The organism is Konateibacter massiliensis, assembly GCF_900184995.1.
Lineage (GTDB): Bacteria > Bacillota > Clostridia > Lachnospirales > Lachnospiraceae > Lachnotalea > Lachnotalea massiliensis.
On sequence record NZ_LT860099.1, the window covers coordinates 558,208 to 572,576 of the forward strand.

Here is a 14,369-nt window from a genome sequence, read left to right on the forward strand (position 1 = left end):
GAGATAGAATTATGGAATTTTCACAGAGAATGGACTACTTTAAGGAGAGTATTTTCACAAGACTTCTTGAGATGAAAAATAAGAAGCTTGCAGATGGAGAGAGGGTGATTGACATCAGCATCGGTACGCCGAATATTCCGCCTGCGGACCACATTATGAAGACACTTTGCAGTGCGGTGGCTGATAAGAAAAACTATGTCTATGCCATCCAAGACCAAAGTGCTCTGCAAAAAGCAGTAAGCAGTTGGTATGAAAGACGCTACGGTGTGTATTTAAATCCTGAAACGGAAATATGTTCTTTGCACGGCTCCCAGGAGGGCTTTGCAAATCTCTCTATGACAATTGTAAATGAGGGAGATATTGTGCTTGTGCCGGATCCATGTTACCCCGTATTTGCAGACGGACCGCGTCTTGCCGGAGCCAAGCTTTATTTTATGCCGCAAAAAAAGGAACATGATTATCTGATACAATTTTCGGATATTCCAAAGGATATCGCACAAAAAGCCAAATTAATCATTGTATCTTATCCAAACAACCCGACGGCAGCAATAGCACCTGACAGCTTTTATACAAAGCTTATTGCCTTTGCAAAAGAAAACGATATCATTGTGCTTCACGACAACGCATACAGCGAACTGGTTTTTGACGGCGGGAGCGGAAAAAGCTTTCTTTCCTATCCGGGAGCCAAGGAGGTCGGGGTGGAATTTAATTCCCTTTCTAAAACGTATGCTCTTGCCGGTGCTAGAATCGGTTTTTGTGTCGGCAATGCAAAGGTCGTAGAAAACCTAAAAAAGTTGAAATCAAATTTTGATTATGGCATGTTTATCCCGCTTCAGGAGGCAGCAATCACCGCAATTTCCGGTTCGCAGGAATGTGTGGAAGAGACGAGGAGTTCCTATGAAAGAAGGCGAAATCTTCTCTGTGACGGCTTTCATGCCATCGGCTGGAAGATGGAACGCTCTAAGGCAACTATGTTTGTCTGGGCTCCGATACCGACACATTATAAAAGTTCCGAGGAATTTGCTGTTGACCTGCTAGACAAAGCAGGTGTGTTAGTGACGCCCGGCAGTGCTTTCGGTTCCTGCGGGGAAGGTTATGTCAGGATTGCTCTTGTATGCGATGAAGAGGATATTCAATATGCAATTGCACAGGTGAAGAGGAGTAAAATATTGGAAGGGTGAAATAATTTTTAGCTCGAAATTACTTATTTTAAATTTATTCCTTTACAATTATAAAATTTTTATAAAATTAATATTAAATATTTATTGCCATACTATTAACAACATGTTACACTGGGGGTGTAGTCGATAACTTTTTTTCTCAGATAAGGGGGATACGAATGAATGGAAGTATCAAAAAAGTTTTACAGACAGTTCTTAGTATGAGTATGGTTTTGACTTTAGCTGCAAATGCAAACGTTTACAATGTGCAGGCAGCACAGGAAAGCCTGTCTTCAAAGGGAATGTACACAAATCTTTACAACGTGGAGGATTCTTCTTTTGATGACGCAATCTATGTATCGGCAGACGGAACGAGTAATGGAGCAGGAACGTCAAGCAGCCCGCTGGATTTGGCAAGCGCAATCGCGCAGGCAGCCTCGAAGGATAATGCCACAATTCTTTTAAAATCCGGTACATATAAGTTTACCAGCCAAATTACCATTGATAAATCAAACAGCGGTAAGAGCAGCTCCTATAAGGTGCTAAAGGCATGTAAGGGTGCAACCGTTAAACTGGATTTTTCGGGGGAAAGCTACAACAGCAGTGATACCTCCAAAAATGAGAGAGGAATTCAGCTAAACGGAGATTACTGGTACATAGCAGGCATCACAATTTACGGTGCAGCGGACAACGGAATTATGGTATCAGGCAGTCACAATGTGATTGAACGGTGTATTTTCGATTCCAACCGTGATTCCGGGCTTCAAATCAGCCGTTCCAGCTCATCCGTAACAAACTACTCGGACTGGCCAAGCTATAACTACATTATCAATTCGACTGCAAAAAACAACTGTGATCCTGCCACCTATGAAAATGCCGACGGCTTTGCGTCGAAGCTGACCTGTGGTGACGGAAACGTGTTCGATGGCTGTATTTCTTATAATAACAGCGATGACGGCTGGGATTTGTATGCCAAAACTGATACGGGAGCGATCGGTGTCGTAACCATCCAAAACTGCATTGCCATGCGAAACGGTATGACAGAGGACGGAACGACAAAGGATTCCTGTGACGGAAACGGCTTCAAGCTCGGCGGCTCCGGTGTAGGCACCCCTCACGTTGTCACAAACTGTATTGCAATCCAAAATCTCCATCACGGTTTCACTGACAACAACAATCCAAGTGCGCTTCAAATTACAAATTGTACCGCATTTGACAACAACACCGGCGGAAGCAAGAATAATTTCAGCTTATATCGTTGTCTGAACGCCTATGTGGCAAACTGCGTTTCCTATACAACAAGCAGCACCTCGGACAAATTTGTGAATCTGTCCGCAAAATATCTGGTATATTACAACAGCAGCAAGTGGTACAAGGTTACGGATTTGCAGGTGATGGATACCTCTTCCTCAGCAACAAGGGGAACAGTATTATCTACCGGCATTACATCCTCCGACTTTACGAGCACTTCTGTACCGGCAGTAGGAACAGATTTTGACACACTCTGGAGGAATTCAGACGGTACGCTCAACACAAAAGGAGTGGCAATGATTGCAAGCTCAAGCAGCTATGCAGCCTTTTCCAGTGACGGCGGAACAATCGGCTCCAGATTTTCGGCAAGCAACTCACCGACCCTGCTCACGGTGCCCCACACTAATACGGGCAGCGGCGGAGAAAGTGGCGGCAGTACAGGAGATCCCTCCGACAGTACATCCTATGTACAAAACTTTACAGAAAGTGGTCTGGAAAGTGATTTCTTTACGATAACAGGAAATCTTTCCACAAGTAAAGGAACCGTGACTTACAATGGTTTGACACTGACCACTGCGCTAAAAATTGAGACAAGCACAAATATTTCATTTACGACAAGCAAAGAAGCGGCATTGACCTTGGTATTTAATGAGGACTGCAATAAGAAAATAAAAATTGACGGAACCTCTTACAGCATAAGCAACGGCATACTGGAAACCACACTTTCTGCCGGAGCACATACAATTGCCAAGGAAGATTCGATCAATCTGTATTACATATCGGTCGTGAATAAATAAAGACAGCTTACAATTGTAGACACAGAAGAATAACCTATATAAGACACTGTCATAAAGTACCTAGCTTTATGGCAGTGTTTTTATTATCCGGGAAATTCTGCTTTTTAGTACTATTGCACAAAGCATATTTGTTTTCAAAAAGAAAACTAGTGAAATAAATATCACAAATTATCAAAAAATCATGTTTCTTCGTATTTTTTTAAATACAATATACAATTTCTAGAATCCAAATTCGTTTTTATTGCATGGAAAAATCTTGAACCTCTCTATTCCACCCAAACGAAAACAGCGCAAAACCGAGAAATGACGTAATTTTTGTTAATAATTAAACAGTCGTGACAACTTTTCTATGACTACGTTAATTATACATCAATACTGTTAATTAAAAGACTATTGTTTCGAAAGCGTTGCTTTATTGATATAATATTATTAATAAACGCAACGCAATACGGAGGTGTAATCAATATGAAAACGGCTGAAGGAATCGTCATTGAGGTAGTTGGAAATACTGCCAGAATTAAGGTCGGCAAACATAATGATTGTCAAAATTGTGGAGCTTGTCCGGGAAGCAATTCTGTGGTTGTAAGTGCAAAAAATCCACAGGGCGCAAAACCGGGACAGAGAGTAATTTTTGAAGTAAAAGAAACAAATGCCCTTATCGCTGCATTTATAGTATTCATTTTCCCGCTTATCGGGATTTTAGTCGGAGTACTGTTAGGCGGCCTCATTGGACAGCTCGCTGGTGGCTTTCACGTTGGTTTTCAGGTAATTGGAGGAGTAGTCATGTTTGCCCTTTCCGTTATCGGTATAAAACTGTTTGATCATTATGCAAATAACAACGAAAAAGCCAAACCTTCCATTTTAAAAATATTATAAGAATATAAATTACGAGGTGATTGCAAATGTTAAAAGGTTTTCTGGGGGGAATTCACCCTGCGGACGGTAAGAAAATTACGGCGGAAAAAGCGATTGAAGTGGCTCCACTTCCGCAAAAAGCCATTATTCCAATGAGGCAGCACATCGGAGTAGCCTGTTCTCCGAGTGTAGCAGTGGGAGATTTGGTGAAAAAAGGGCAGGTAATTGCGCGAAGTGAGGCATTTGTTTCAAGCCCGATTCATGCTTCTATATCAGGAAAGATAGTTGCCATCGGTGATTACCCTCATACGTCAGGAACGGATTGTCCGTCAGTCGTAATAGAGAGCGATGGTTTGGATGAATGGGCGGAAGGAATCCCGTTTAACAGAGATTGGAAGAGCCTGAACCAAAAAGAACTTATGGATATTATCAAGGAAGCAGGAATTGTCGGAATGGGCGGAGCTACGTTCCCTACCCATATCAAACTTTCTCCTGCTCCTGAAAAAAAGATTGATACCTTCATCCTAAATGCCGCAGAATGCGAGCCGTATCTAAATGCAGATTATCGCATGATGTTGGAATATTCAAGACGCATTGTGACAGGTGTCAAAATCGCAATGAAGATGCTCGGTGTAACCGATGCCTTTATTGGAATTGAGGATAACAAGCCTCAGGCAGTAAGAGCGATGAAGGAAGCGTTTCAGGGTACAAATGTCCAGATTGCTTCCCTGCCTACAAAATACCCGCAGGGTGCGGAAAAAATGCTGATTAAGGCACTGACAAACCGTGAGGTACCAATCGGCGGTCTTCCGGCAGACATTGGCGTGGTTGTGCAAAACGTAGGAACTGTAATCGCAATCTGCGATGCCGTGGAGCACGGTATTCCGCTTATTGAGAGAGTGGCAACTGTTTCCGGCGATGCCATTAAGGAGCCGAAGAATTTATTGCTGAGAATCGGAACAACCTTTCAGGAGGCAATTGATTTTTGCGGAGGATTTAGCAAAACCCCTGAGAAAATTATCATGGGCGGACCGATGATGGGCTTTGCACAGTCTACATTAGATGTTCCGGTAATCAAGGGTGTCTCCGGTATTTTGGCGTTGAGCCATTCGGTTGTAAATTCCGGTGATGAGCATCCTTGTATCCGCTGCGGAAGCTGCGTGGAGGTCTGTCCGATGGGCTTAGTGCCGAGTATGTTAAGTATTTTAGGAGAGCGCAACAAATATGAAAAAGCAAAAGAAGAGTATGACCTATTTAACTGTATTGAATGCGGAAGCTGCGTTTATGTCTGTCCTGCCAAGAGAAATATCGTCCAGTATATCAGATTTTCCAAGGCACAGGTTGCGGCTCATCCGCCTAAGAAATAGGAGGGGGTGAAGGTATGGATACGCAAATGAAAGAAACTAACACAATATATACCGTCTCAGCTTCACCGCATGTCCGTTGTGAAGAGACAATATCAAAAATCATGTGGAGAGTAAATTTTGCACTGGCACCGGCAGCAATTTTTGGAATTATACATTTCGGATTGCCTGCGCTGATTAACATCATAGTGGCAATTGTTTCTGCAATCGCCGCAGAATATGCGGTACAAAAGATTAGAAAGGTTCGTATTACAGCATTTGACGGAAGTGCCTGTCTTACCGGTCTGCTGCTTGCCATGTGTGTTCCGCCGAGCCTTCCGCCTTATATGATGGCAATCGGAAGCGCAATTGCAATTGTGATTGCAAAACATTCTATGGGTGGCTTGGGCTACAATATTTTCAATCCGGCACATATCGGAAGAGCGGCGCTCATGGTATCCTGGCCAGTGGCAATGACAGGCTGGAGCACCATGCAGACGAAGGTTGATGCGGTAAGTTCTGCTACGCCACTTGGTATTTTAAAGGAACAGGGCTATGGAAGTCTTTTAGATATCTTTGGAAGCAAAAGCAATTTATATCAGGCAATGCTTTTTGGAAACCGAAACGGAAGTATCGGAGAGACCTGTACCGTACTTTTGATACTTGGCGGTATCTACCTGATTTATAAGGGTTACATAAAATGGGAGATTCCTGTAGTTATGATAGGAACGGTCGGTATTTTGACATGGGTTTTCGGACCGGATGGATTGTTTACGGGAGACCCGGTTTTCCATATGATGGCAGGAGGACTTATCCTCGGCGCTTTCTTTATGGCAACTGATATGGTGACAATTCCGATTACAAAACTCGGACAGATTATTTTCGCAGTAGGTGCCGGTATGCTTACCGTATTAATCCGATTAAAGGGCGGATATCCGGAAGGTGTCTGTTATTCCATTCTTTTGATGAACTGTATTACACCGTTGATTGACCTTGCAATCAAGCCAAAAAGATTCGGTGCAAAGGAGGTAATAAAATGGCAGAAGTAACAAAAAGCGAAGCGCATCATGACGAAGCACATGTCCAAAAAGAATACACCATTCTTCAGGTTGCTTTAAACCTGGCGATAGTCTGTATCGTTTCCGGACTAATCATCGCAGTTACTTATTTTATTACTGCACCGATTGCTCTGCAAAAAAATGCCGAGTTGGAAAAACAGGCAATGCAAAATCTGGTGGAGGATGCCACTGACTTTGTGGAGGTTACGGATAAAGCAGATTGGTATGCCGCTCAAAAAAGCGGAGAGACCATCGCTTATATCGTTCCTGCTGAAATCAAGGGCTATGGCGGAATTATCTCCATGCTGGTTGCTGTTTCCATCGAGGACAGAGTACTGGACTATAAAATATTATCGGCAAACGAGACGCCGGGACTCGGCGACAATGCTTCCAAGCTGCCTTTTAGAAGCCAGTTTGAAGGAAAGATAGCGGCCGCCCTCGTTGTGACGAAGGATAAATCAAACACTCAAAACATTCAGGCATTGACCGGAGCCACCATTACCTCAGAAGCGGTGACAAAAGCAGTCAGGACCGCACAAGAGAGTGTAGTTGCGTATATGGGAGGTAATTGAGATGAAAGAACTATGGAAAATTTTTTATAAGGGCTTGTTTGACGAGAACCCGATTTTTCGACTGGCTTTAAGTCTTTGCCCTGCACTTGCAGTTACGACAACGGCACAAAACGCGTTGACAATGGGTTTGTCCGTACTCTTTGTTATCACAAGCAACAACATTGCGGTGTCTTTGACACGAAAGTTTGTAAATCCAAAGGTACGTGTTCCTGTTTACATAACATTTATAGCGACGATTGTAACGGTACTGCAGCTTTTATTGCAGGCGTTCTTCCCGCATCTGTATCAGGCACTTGGAATTTATTTATCACTCATCGTAGTATTTGCAATTATTTTGGCGAGAGCCGAAGTGTTTGCTTCCAAAAACAAGGTTATTCCATCTATTTTTGACGGACTTGGAATGGGAGCTGGTTTTACAATTGCAATGCTCTCCATCGGAATTATCCGTGAGCTGCTTGGCAACGGAACAATATTTGGCATTACGATATTAGGTTCTTGGTATAATCCGGCATTGATTATGATTTTACCGCCGGGCGCATTTATGTTAATCGGTTATATGATTGGCGCAATCAAGCTATGGGATGAGAGAAAAGCAAAAAAACTGAAAGGACGTGAGGTATAATGGCAGCGTATATTACTCTATTTTTAAGTGCGGCAGTTGTAAACAACTTCGTATTAACCCGATTTTTAGGCTTATGTATCTTCTTTGGTGTTTCCAAAAGCTTAAAAGCGTCCGTGGGAATGGGAATGGCGGTTACCTCAGTTATCACCTTAAGCTCCATGCTTGCATGGGTTGTTTATAACTTTGTACTGCGTCCGTTCAATCTGGAATTTTTGAAAACAGTTGTCTTTGTACTGCTTATTGCGAGCTTTGTTCAGCTCTTGGAAATGATCATCAAAAAGCAGGCGCCGGCGCTTTACAATATGTGGGGAATTTATCTTGTTCTTATCGCAACAAACTGTGTTGTACTTGGTGTTCCTCTTCTAAATGCAGAATCAAACTTTAATTTTGTGACAAGTGTTGTAAATGCATTTGGTTCCGGTGTAGGTTTTGCACTTGCCATTGTACTGATGTCAAGTATTCGTGAAAAATTAGTGGATGCGGACGTTCCTAAGTCACTGGAGGGCTCTGGTGTAGCGTTTATTCTAGCCGGCATGCTCGCCTTAGCATTTCTTGGTTTTTCCGGTATGATCGCAGTCTAAAGGAGGCAGAATATGGAAATTGCAATTATGGTTTTAGCTGTAATGGCGGGGGTTGGAGTAGCATTTGGTTTTATTCTTGCCTTTGTAAATAAAAAGTTTTCAATTGAAGTAAATCCGTTGATTCATATTGTAGAGGATGTACTTCCGAAGGGACAGTGCGGTGCCTGTGGTTATGCGGGCTGTGCCGCTTATGCGGAAGCTGTCGTGTTAAACCCTGACGTAGCACCCAACTTATGTGTACCGGGTAAGGACGCGGTAGCGGCGGTAGTGGCAGAGCTGACCGGAAAAGCAAGCGCTGCAATGGAGCCTAAAATTGCCCATGTCAAATGCTATGGCACAAAAAGTAATGCGGTGTTAAGCTATGAGTACAAGGGAATTTCGGACTGTATCGCTGCAAATCTGGTTCAGGGCGGTCCAAAAGGCTGTAAATATGGCTGTCTTGGCTTTGGAACCTGCGTAAAGACCTGTCCGTTTGATGCCATGAGTATGAGTGAGGAAGGACTTCCAATTATTGACCCAGATGTCTGTACCGGCTGCGGAGCATGTGAAGCTGTCTGTCCTAAAAAGGTCATTGATTTGGTTCCGCTAAATGCCCCTGTCTTAGTAAACTGTAACTCAAAGGCAAAGGGTGCCGCTGCGAAAAAGCTTTGTTCTGTTGCATGTCTTGGCTGTGGTATCTGTGCGAAAAACTGTCCGCATGGGGCAATCAGGATTGAGAACAATCTTGCAATTGTCGATACAAAAATATGCAAAGAACAGTGTACCGAGGTTACTTGTACCGCAAAATGTCCGACTAAAGCAATTGAGATGTTAATTGCGAATTAAATTTACTTGCAAATTTAATTGTCATATTTTAAAATATTAAATATTGGAGTGTCTAAAGATACATTTCCTGCCAAGTACCTTGTGTACTTGGCTATCTTAATATCATAGGAAATTGATTTGCAATTCTCTTTTATAGAAATGTACCAAGGCATATTCTCATTTAAAAAGGACGGAACATAACATGAAAAAAATAATTTGTCTTATTCTCACAAGCTGTCTTATTGTTGCCGGTATGACTGCCTGTGGTGTAGAGGAACATTATGAGGAAAGCAAGGTATTAATGGATACCTTAGTCACATTAAATGCCACAGGGAAAAATGCGCAGAAAGCGGTGGAAGAGAGCTTTTCCAGAATCGAAGAAATCGAATCGATAGCTAGTTCCACGATAGAAGGCAGCGATGTGTATCAGATTAATGATGCTGCTGGAAACTCTGCTGTAACGGTACACACCGAAACGCTTACGATGATCCAAAATGCTGTGACATACTCCGAATTATCTGACGGGGCATTTGATATTACAGTCGGTCCGTTAATCAAGCTCTGGGGTATCCACACAGACCATGAAAGAGTACCTTCCGATGAAGAAATTAAGGCAGCACTTCCTCTGGTAGATTATCATAATATCCAAGTTAATGAAAAAGAAAGCAGTGTTATGCTGTTGAAAGAGGGAATGTCAATCGATTTAGGTGCTGTGGCAAAAGGATTTGCGGCAGATGAGGTGCGCAGTATTTTTGAAAAATATGAGATTAAAAATGCCCTGATTAATCTGGGAAACAGCACCATTTACACGATTGGTAAAAACAGTCAGGGAACTTCATGGGGAATTGGAATTGCCAATCCGAGAGATACCGATTTAAGTCATTATTTTGCCATTGTGAGAACCTCCGGTGAAGCATTGTCAACCTCCGGCGATTATGAACGTTTTTTTATTCAAGATGGTAAGCGTTATCATCATATTTTAAATCCAAAGACAGGTTATCCGGCAGACAGCGGCGTTATGAGTACTACAATTGTGACAGACGGTACATTATCAAACAATTCCATGCTCGCTGATATCCTCTCGACCGTCGTATTCGTCCTTGGAAAGGACAAAGGAATAGAATTTGTGGAAAGCCTTGACGGAGTGTCCTGTGCGGTCACAGGACAAGATTATAAACTCTATACCTCCGAAGGCTTTGACACAAGAATTGAAAATTTAAACTCTGAATTTGAGTTTGCTGATTGACGGTGTTTCATGTCTGCTGATGTTTAACTACGCGGCTGATGTAAGCTTTAATCCCAAAATTCCAATCAATATAAAAGCCACGAACAAAAGTCTTGCCAAAGTAACCGGCTCATGGAAAATAACAATTCCCAAGATTACCGTTCCTACCGCACCGATTCCTGTCCAAACGGCATATGCAGTTCCGATTGGTAATGTTTTGGTTGCTGCCGCCAGCAGATAAAAGCTGATTAGCATACCGACAATTGTTATGATGGACGGAACGAGCTTTGTAAATCCATGTGAATATTTTAGCGCAATCGCCCATACTACTTCAAAAATTGCAGCGATTGTAAGATAAATCCAAGCCATATTTTCACCTCCTTTTGCATTCGTGCAATAAATAGTTTTTATATCATAGGAAATCACTTTGCAATTTTCTATGATATAAAAAAGCCTGAAAGATATCATGTTGATATCTCCCAGGCTTTTATCCTTCCGTGACATAGCCAGCGGCTATGAGTTTTCTCTCGGTCACAGACCAGTCTTACTGCGGAACCCTAGAAAACATTTTGTTAAATTTCATAATAAAAACTAGAAACTAAGGCGAGTATACACAATTTATTTTTATAAGTCAATAAAAATTTAAAATTTTATGATATAATGGAAATTACTTAAAACAGAAAGGATTGATAGTATGGAGAACGCACAGCTTTTGGAAATGATAAAGAACAATCCCCATGTTATCGTATCGATAAAGGAACCAACTGAGGAAATGAAGTTGCTTGCTGTCAGGAAAAACGGGCTTATGCTGCAGCATATCAAAAATCCTACCTGCGAGATGAAGGAGCTTGCGATTGAAAATAACGCAAGAGCCATTCGCTTCGTGGAAAATCCAACGGAGGCTATGATGCAAAAGGCAGTGGAAGCGTCATGGATCAATCTGGAATATATCAAAGAACCGACCGAAGAAGTAATAAAAGCGGCATTGGAGCATACCGGCTGGGCGATTAAATATATTGAACATCCAAGTGAAGAGCTTCAGCTCACAGCAGTCAGAAAAAACTACGATGCTCTCAAATTTATCAAGGAGCCTTTTGAGAGTGTACAGGAAGCAGCCGTTTTGATAAGCTATGATGCCCTGCGTTACTTGGAGAATCCGACCGAGAAGGCAGAACAGCTCGCTGTCAAGCAAAATGCAGGTGCTATTTTATTTGTTAAAGATTTGGATAAAAATAAAATATTGGAATTTTTGAAAATAAATATACTAGTCATAAAATATGTGCGAAAGGACATATCCAAGCTGGAATTGGAGGCGGTCCTAAAAGAAGTGATTGCAAGGGAGGATGTGGACGAGAGCTACATCAGAAATTTTTTGAATTATAGTACGATGGACCAGAGTATTATGAATGATTTAGATAAAATACTGTTTATTTATGAATTTGGAAGCAGACGAGCAAAACAAATAACCGTCGATGAAAAGCTAAAGTTTTCATAAAAACAGGGAATGCATATAGATAGGAGCACACATGAATTTTACGGATACAAAGAAAAGTGCTGCTTTGGTGCTCGCAACAGGGGAGGTTCCCTTGATTGTGGGAGACAGCGGCATCGGAAAGACGGCTCTTGCCAAAGAGCTTGCAAAGGAAAACAATTGGAGCTTAATTGTCATTGACGGCAATCTCCTAAAAGAGGGAGAAATCGGCGGACTTCCGACAATAGAAAATTATATCGGCACAGATGAAAACGGCAATCGGTTTGAGAGAAAGACGACGATTTATGCCATTCACCATAAGCTAAAAGAAATTGATGAGCAGCTTGCTAAGGGACGTACCATTCTTTTGTTTATCGATGAGATAAACCGCTGTGAGCATACGGTTCAGCAGGAGCTTATGAACCTGATTTTAAACAAAGAGATTAACGGCTACCATCTATATGAGGGCGTTAAAATTATGGCGGCAATGAACCCATCCGGAAAATACGGCGAGAGCTTTGACTATCAGGTTGTCGATATGGATTCGGCGCAGGAAAACCGCTTTGTGTGGCTTTATATGGAGTCTGATTATATGCAGTGGCTAAGTTGGGCAGTCGATGCAAAAATTGAGCCGGTTGTGACAGAATTTATTTCCACATTTCCCGAATACTTGCACAAGGCAAATGACGGCGGGGTGAAAGCGACGCCAAGAAGCTATGAAAGAATTTCAAAGACTTATGCGATTTATAAAGAGGCAAAGGATTCCATTCCAAGGTCTGTCTTTTTAAATGTCATAAAGGGAAATGTCGGAAAAATGATAGCAGAAGAGTTTGTAAGCTTCTTAGAGGCGGAACACACCCCTCTTTTGACATATGAGGATATTTTTACCGACGAAGCTCTTTCTGAGGCTGTAAAGGGGCAAATACAGGAGGAGAGCCATACAAGACTGTATCTTTCCGCCAAAAACATTTTAAAGGTATTGGAGCAACGAATAAAAGCAGGAGAATACGAGGGCAATACGGTTATATTGAAGCTGAATGACCTTCTCGAACGCTATCCGGTTGATTTGCGTATCGGAATTATGAAGGATATCAAAAACAACTATCCGGCCGTATATCAACAAAGCATAGAGGAGGATTCTTTTGTGGATTTATATTTCAAAGCCTACGAATCAATCAGGGGGTAGTCTATGGAACAGAATCTTGAACGGCAGGCAGCCAAGCTTCGAGGAGAGGTTGAACGACTTCTTGGACTTTTTTCTCATCCAGCTGCCGATGCAACAAAATTTAAAATTGATGTGCCGGAAGACTTTAAACGGGATTTTTTTAGCCTGATTGACAAGGTAAATGCAAGCCTTATGGAAGAAAAAGAGGATTTTTACGGCTATTTTCTCTTTCAGATGGAACGTGAAATCCGTTTTGATATAAACAGCCCGACGGGCACTAATTTCAGCGGTGCAAAATATATCATCTGTTTTAATCCCGCTATTTTTTTAAAACTGAATTTAAAACAGATGGCGAGCAGCATCAAGCATGAGATACTCCATATTTTATCCTTGCATCTAATCCGTGCCAGAGAGATGAGAGGGGTATACAGCAAGCTAGCCGTTAACATGGCGATGGACATTGTTGTAAATAAATACTTGAGCAATCTGCCATCCTATGCGACCACATTAGAGTGGGTCAATAAGAAGTATTCCTTGACGCTAAAGCCCTATGAAACGTTTGAATACTATGCCGCAAAGCTTCAAGAGGTCCTTGCTCTGAAGAATGAGGAAAAAGACAACGAGGACGAAGAAACGAAACCGTATGCTGCCACGCTGTATGATCCGGAGCTGACGCATGATATATGGGAGGAGTCTGATGAAGCAGACGCCCAGACAATGGCTGATTTTACAAAGAAGGCTGTCGATATTTCCCAAAAGGGTGGGATTCCCGATTATTTAGAAACCTTGATTGCTTCTTTAACACATACAGACGAAGAATTACCTTGGAATCTCTACTTAAGCCGCCTTATGGGCATGGTGGAGAGCAATAAAAAGAAGACGGTTACAAGGAGAAACAGAAGGCAGCCTGACAGACTGGATTTGCGAGGAGAGCTTAGGAATCACAAGGCAAATATTATTGTCGCCATTGATATAAGCGGCAGTATCAGCGAGGAAGAGTTTCAAAAGGCAATGTCCGAAATCATCCATATCGTCAAAAATTATGGGCATGAAACTACCGTAATTGAATGTGATGACGAAATCAGGCGGATTTACAAGATTAGATCCGAGCGTGATTTAAGGGATAGGCTCGATACGAAGGGCGGAACAAGATTTACACCGGTGTTTGAATATGCAAACCAGAGTAAGGTCAACCTGCTTATCTACTTCACTGACGGAAAAGGGGAGGACAGGCTAAAGGTTGTGCCGCATGGATATCATGTTCTGTGGGTTATCTCCGGGAAAGGAGAGAATCTTTCCCTAAAGGAGCCTTACGGAGCCGTAAAAAAACTGAAAACAGTTTCCAAGGTGAGACCTATATTAGATGAAACTGACGTGGAGCGCGGCGGGTATTCGATGAATAACCAAGAGCGTTGAATTTATAGAACAGCTTTGTTATAGTTAGAAAAGAAATTGCCACACCAAG

14 protein-coding genes and 1 riboswitch are annotated in these 14,369 nt (G+C 42.1%); of the genes, 13 read left to right on the plus strand and 1 reads right to left on the minus strand.

Going from position 1 to position 14,369, the window contains the following annotated elements:
- Positions 1–11 precede the first annotated feature (11 nt).
- From CTY48_RS08360 to CTY48_RS08405, 10 genes are all read left to right on the plus strand, one after another.
- Complete coding sequence (locus CTY48_RS08360) at positions 12–1,181, plus strand: aminotransferase class I/II-fold pyridoxal phosphate-dependent enzyme (protein WP_099468050.1); 1,170 nt, start codon at positions 12–14, stop codon at positions 1,179–1,181.
- A gap of 158 nt (positions 1,182–1,339) precedes the next feature.
- A complete protein-coding gene (locus CTY48_RS08365) occupies positions 1,340–3,208 on the plus strand; it encodes a right-handed parallel beta-helix repeat-containing protein (RefSeq protein ID WP_099468051.1) in 1,869 nt (622 codons plus the stop codon).
- Between the two features lie 465 nt (positions 3,209–3,673).
- The gene (locus tag CTY48_RS08370) at positions 3,674–4,084 is read left to right on the plus strand and encodes a SoxR reducing system RseC family protein (protein WP_099468052.1); all 411 of its coding nucleotides are present in this window, start codon (positions 3,674–3,676) and stop codon (positions 4,082–4,084) included.
- Between the two features lie 26 nt (positions 4,085–4,110).
- A complete protein-coding gene (gene rsxC, locus CTY48_RS08375; protein WP_099468053.1) occupies positions 4,111–5,430 on the plus strand; it encodes an electron transport complex subunit RsxC in 1,320 nt (439 codons plus the stop codon).
- 14 nt (positions 5,431–5,444) lie between these two features.
- The gene (locus CTY48_RS08380; protein ID WP_236354837.1) at positions 5,445–6,455 is read left to right on the plus strand and encodes an RnfABCDGE type electron transport complex subunit D; all 1,011 of its coding nucleotides are present in this window, start codon (positions 5,445–5,447) and stop codon (positions 6,453–6,455) included.
- Positions 6,443–7,036: an FMN-binding protein gene (locus CTY48_RS08385; RefSeq protein WP_099468054.1), complete on the plus strand. Its 594-nt coding sequence runs from the start codon at positions 6,443–6,445 to the stop codon at positions 7,034–7,036. Before CTY48_RS08380 ends, CTY48_RS08385 begins: the two co-directional genes overlap by 13 nt.
- Before the next feature lies 1 nt (position 7,037).
- A complete protein-coding gene (gene rsxE / locus CTY48_RS08390) occupies positions 7,038–7,658 on the plus strand; it encodes an electron transport complex subunit RsxE (protein WP_099468055.1) in 621 nt (206 codons plus the stop codon).
- A complete protein-coding gene (locus CTY48_RS08395; protein ID WP_099468056.1) occupies positions 7,658–8,239 on the plus strand; it encodes an electron transport complex protein RnfA in 582 nt (193 codons plus the stop codon). The genes rsxE and CTY48_RS08395 overlap by 1 nt, the downstream gene beginning before the upstream one ends.
- A gap of 12 nt (positions 8,240–8,251) precedes the next feature.
- Positions 8,252–9,064, plus strand: a complete 813-nt coding sequence (gene rnfB / locus CTY48_RS08400) for an RnfABCDGE type electron transport complex subunit B (RefSeq protein ID WP_099468057.1) — start codon at positions 8,252–8,254, stop codon at positions 9,062–9,064.
- A 181-nt stretch (positions 9,065–9,245) separates the two neighbouring features.
- Positions 9,246–10,289: an FAD:protein FMN transferase gene (locus CTY48_RS08405; protein ID WP_099468058.1), complete on the plus strand. Its 1,044-nt coding sequence runs from the start codon at positions 9,246–9,248 to the stop codon at positions 10,287–10,289.
- A 27-nt stretch (positions 10,290–10,316) separates the two neighbouring features.
- On the opposite strand, the gene sugE is transcribed toward CTY48_RS08405, so the two are convergent.
- On the minus strand, positions 10,317–10,637 hold the full coding sequence (gene sugE / locus CTY48_RS08410; RefSeq protein ID WP_099470107.1) for a quaternary ammonium compound efflux SMR transporter SugE: 321 nt from the start codon (positions 10,635–10,637) through the stop codon (positions 10,317–10,319).
- Between the two features lie 105 nt (positions 10,638–10,742).
- A riboswitch (guanidine-I (ykkC/yxkD leader) is annotated at positions 10,743–10,840 on the minus strand.
- A 122-nt stretch (positions 10,841–10,962) separates the two neighbouring features.
- On the opposite strand from sugE, the gene CTY48_RS08415 reads away from it, so the two are divergent.
- From CTY48_RS08415 to CTY48_RS08425, 3 genes are read left to right on the plus strand one after another with little or no spacing between them, the layout of a single operon-like run.
- Positions 10,963–11,763: a hypothetical protein gene (locus CTY48_RS08415; protein ID WP_099468059.1), complete on the plus strand. Its 801-nt coding sequence runs from the start codon at positions 10,963–10,965 to the stop codon at positions 11,761–11,763.
- A 31-nt stretch (positions 11,764–11,794) separates the two neighbouring features.
- A complete protein-coding gene (locus CTY48_RS08420; RefSeq protein ID WP_099468060.1) occupies positions 11,795–12,925 on the plus strand; it encodes an ATP-binding protein in 1,131 nt (376 codons plus the stop codon).
- 3 nt (positions 12,926–12,928) lie between these two features.
- Positions 12,929–14,320, plus strand: a complete 1,392-nt coding sequence (locus CTY48_RS08425; RefSeq protein ID WP_099468061.1) for a vWA domain-containing protein — start codon at positions 12,929–12,931, stop codon at positions 14,318–14,320.
- The last annotated feature ends 49 nt before the right edge of the window (positions 14,321–14,369 follow it).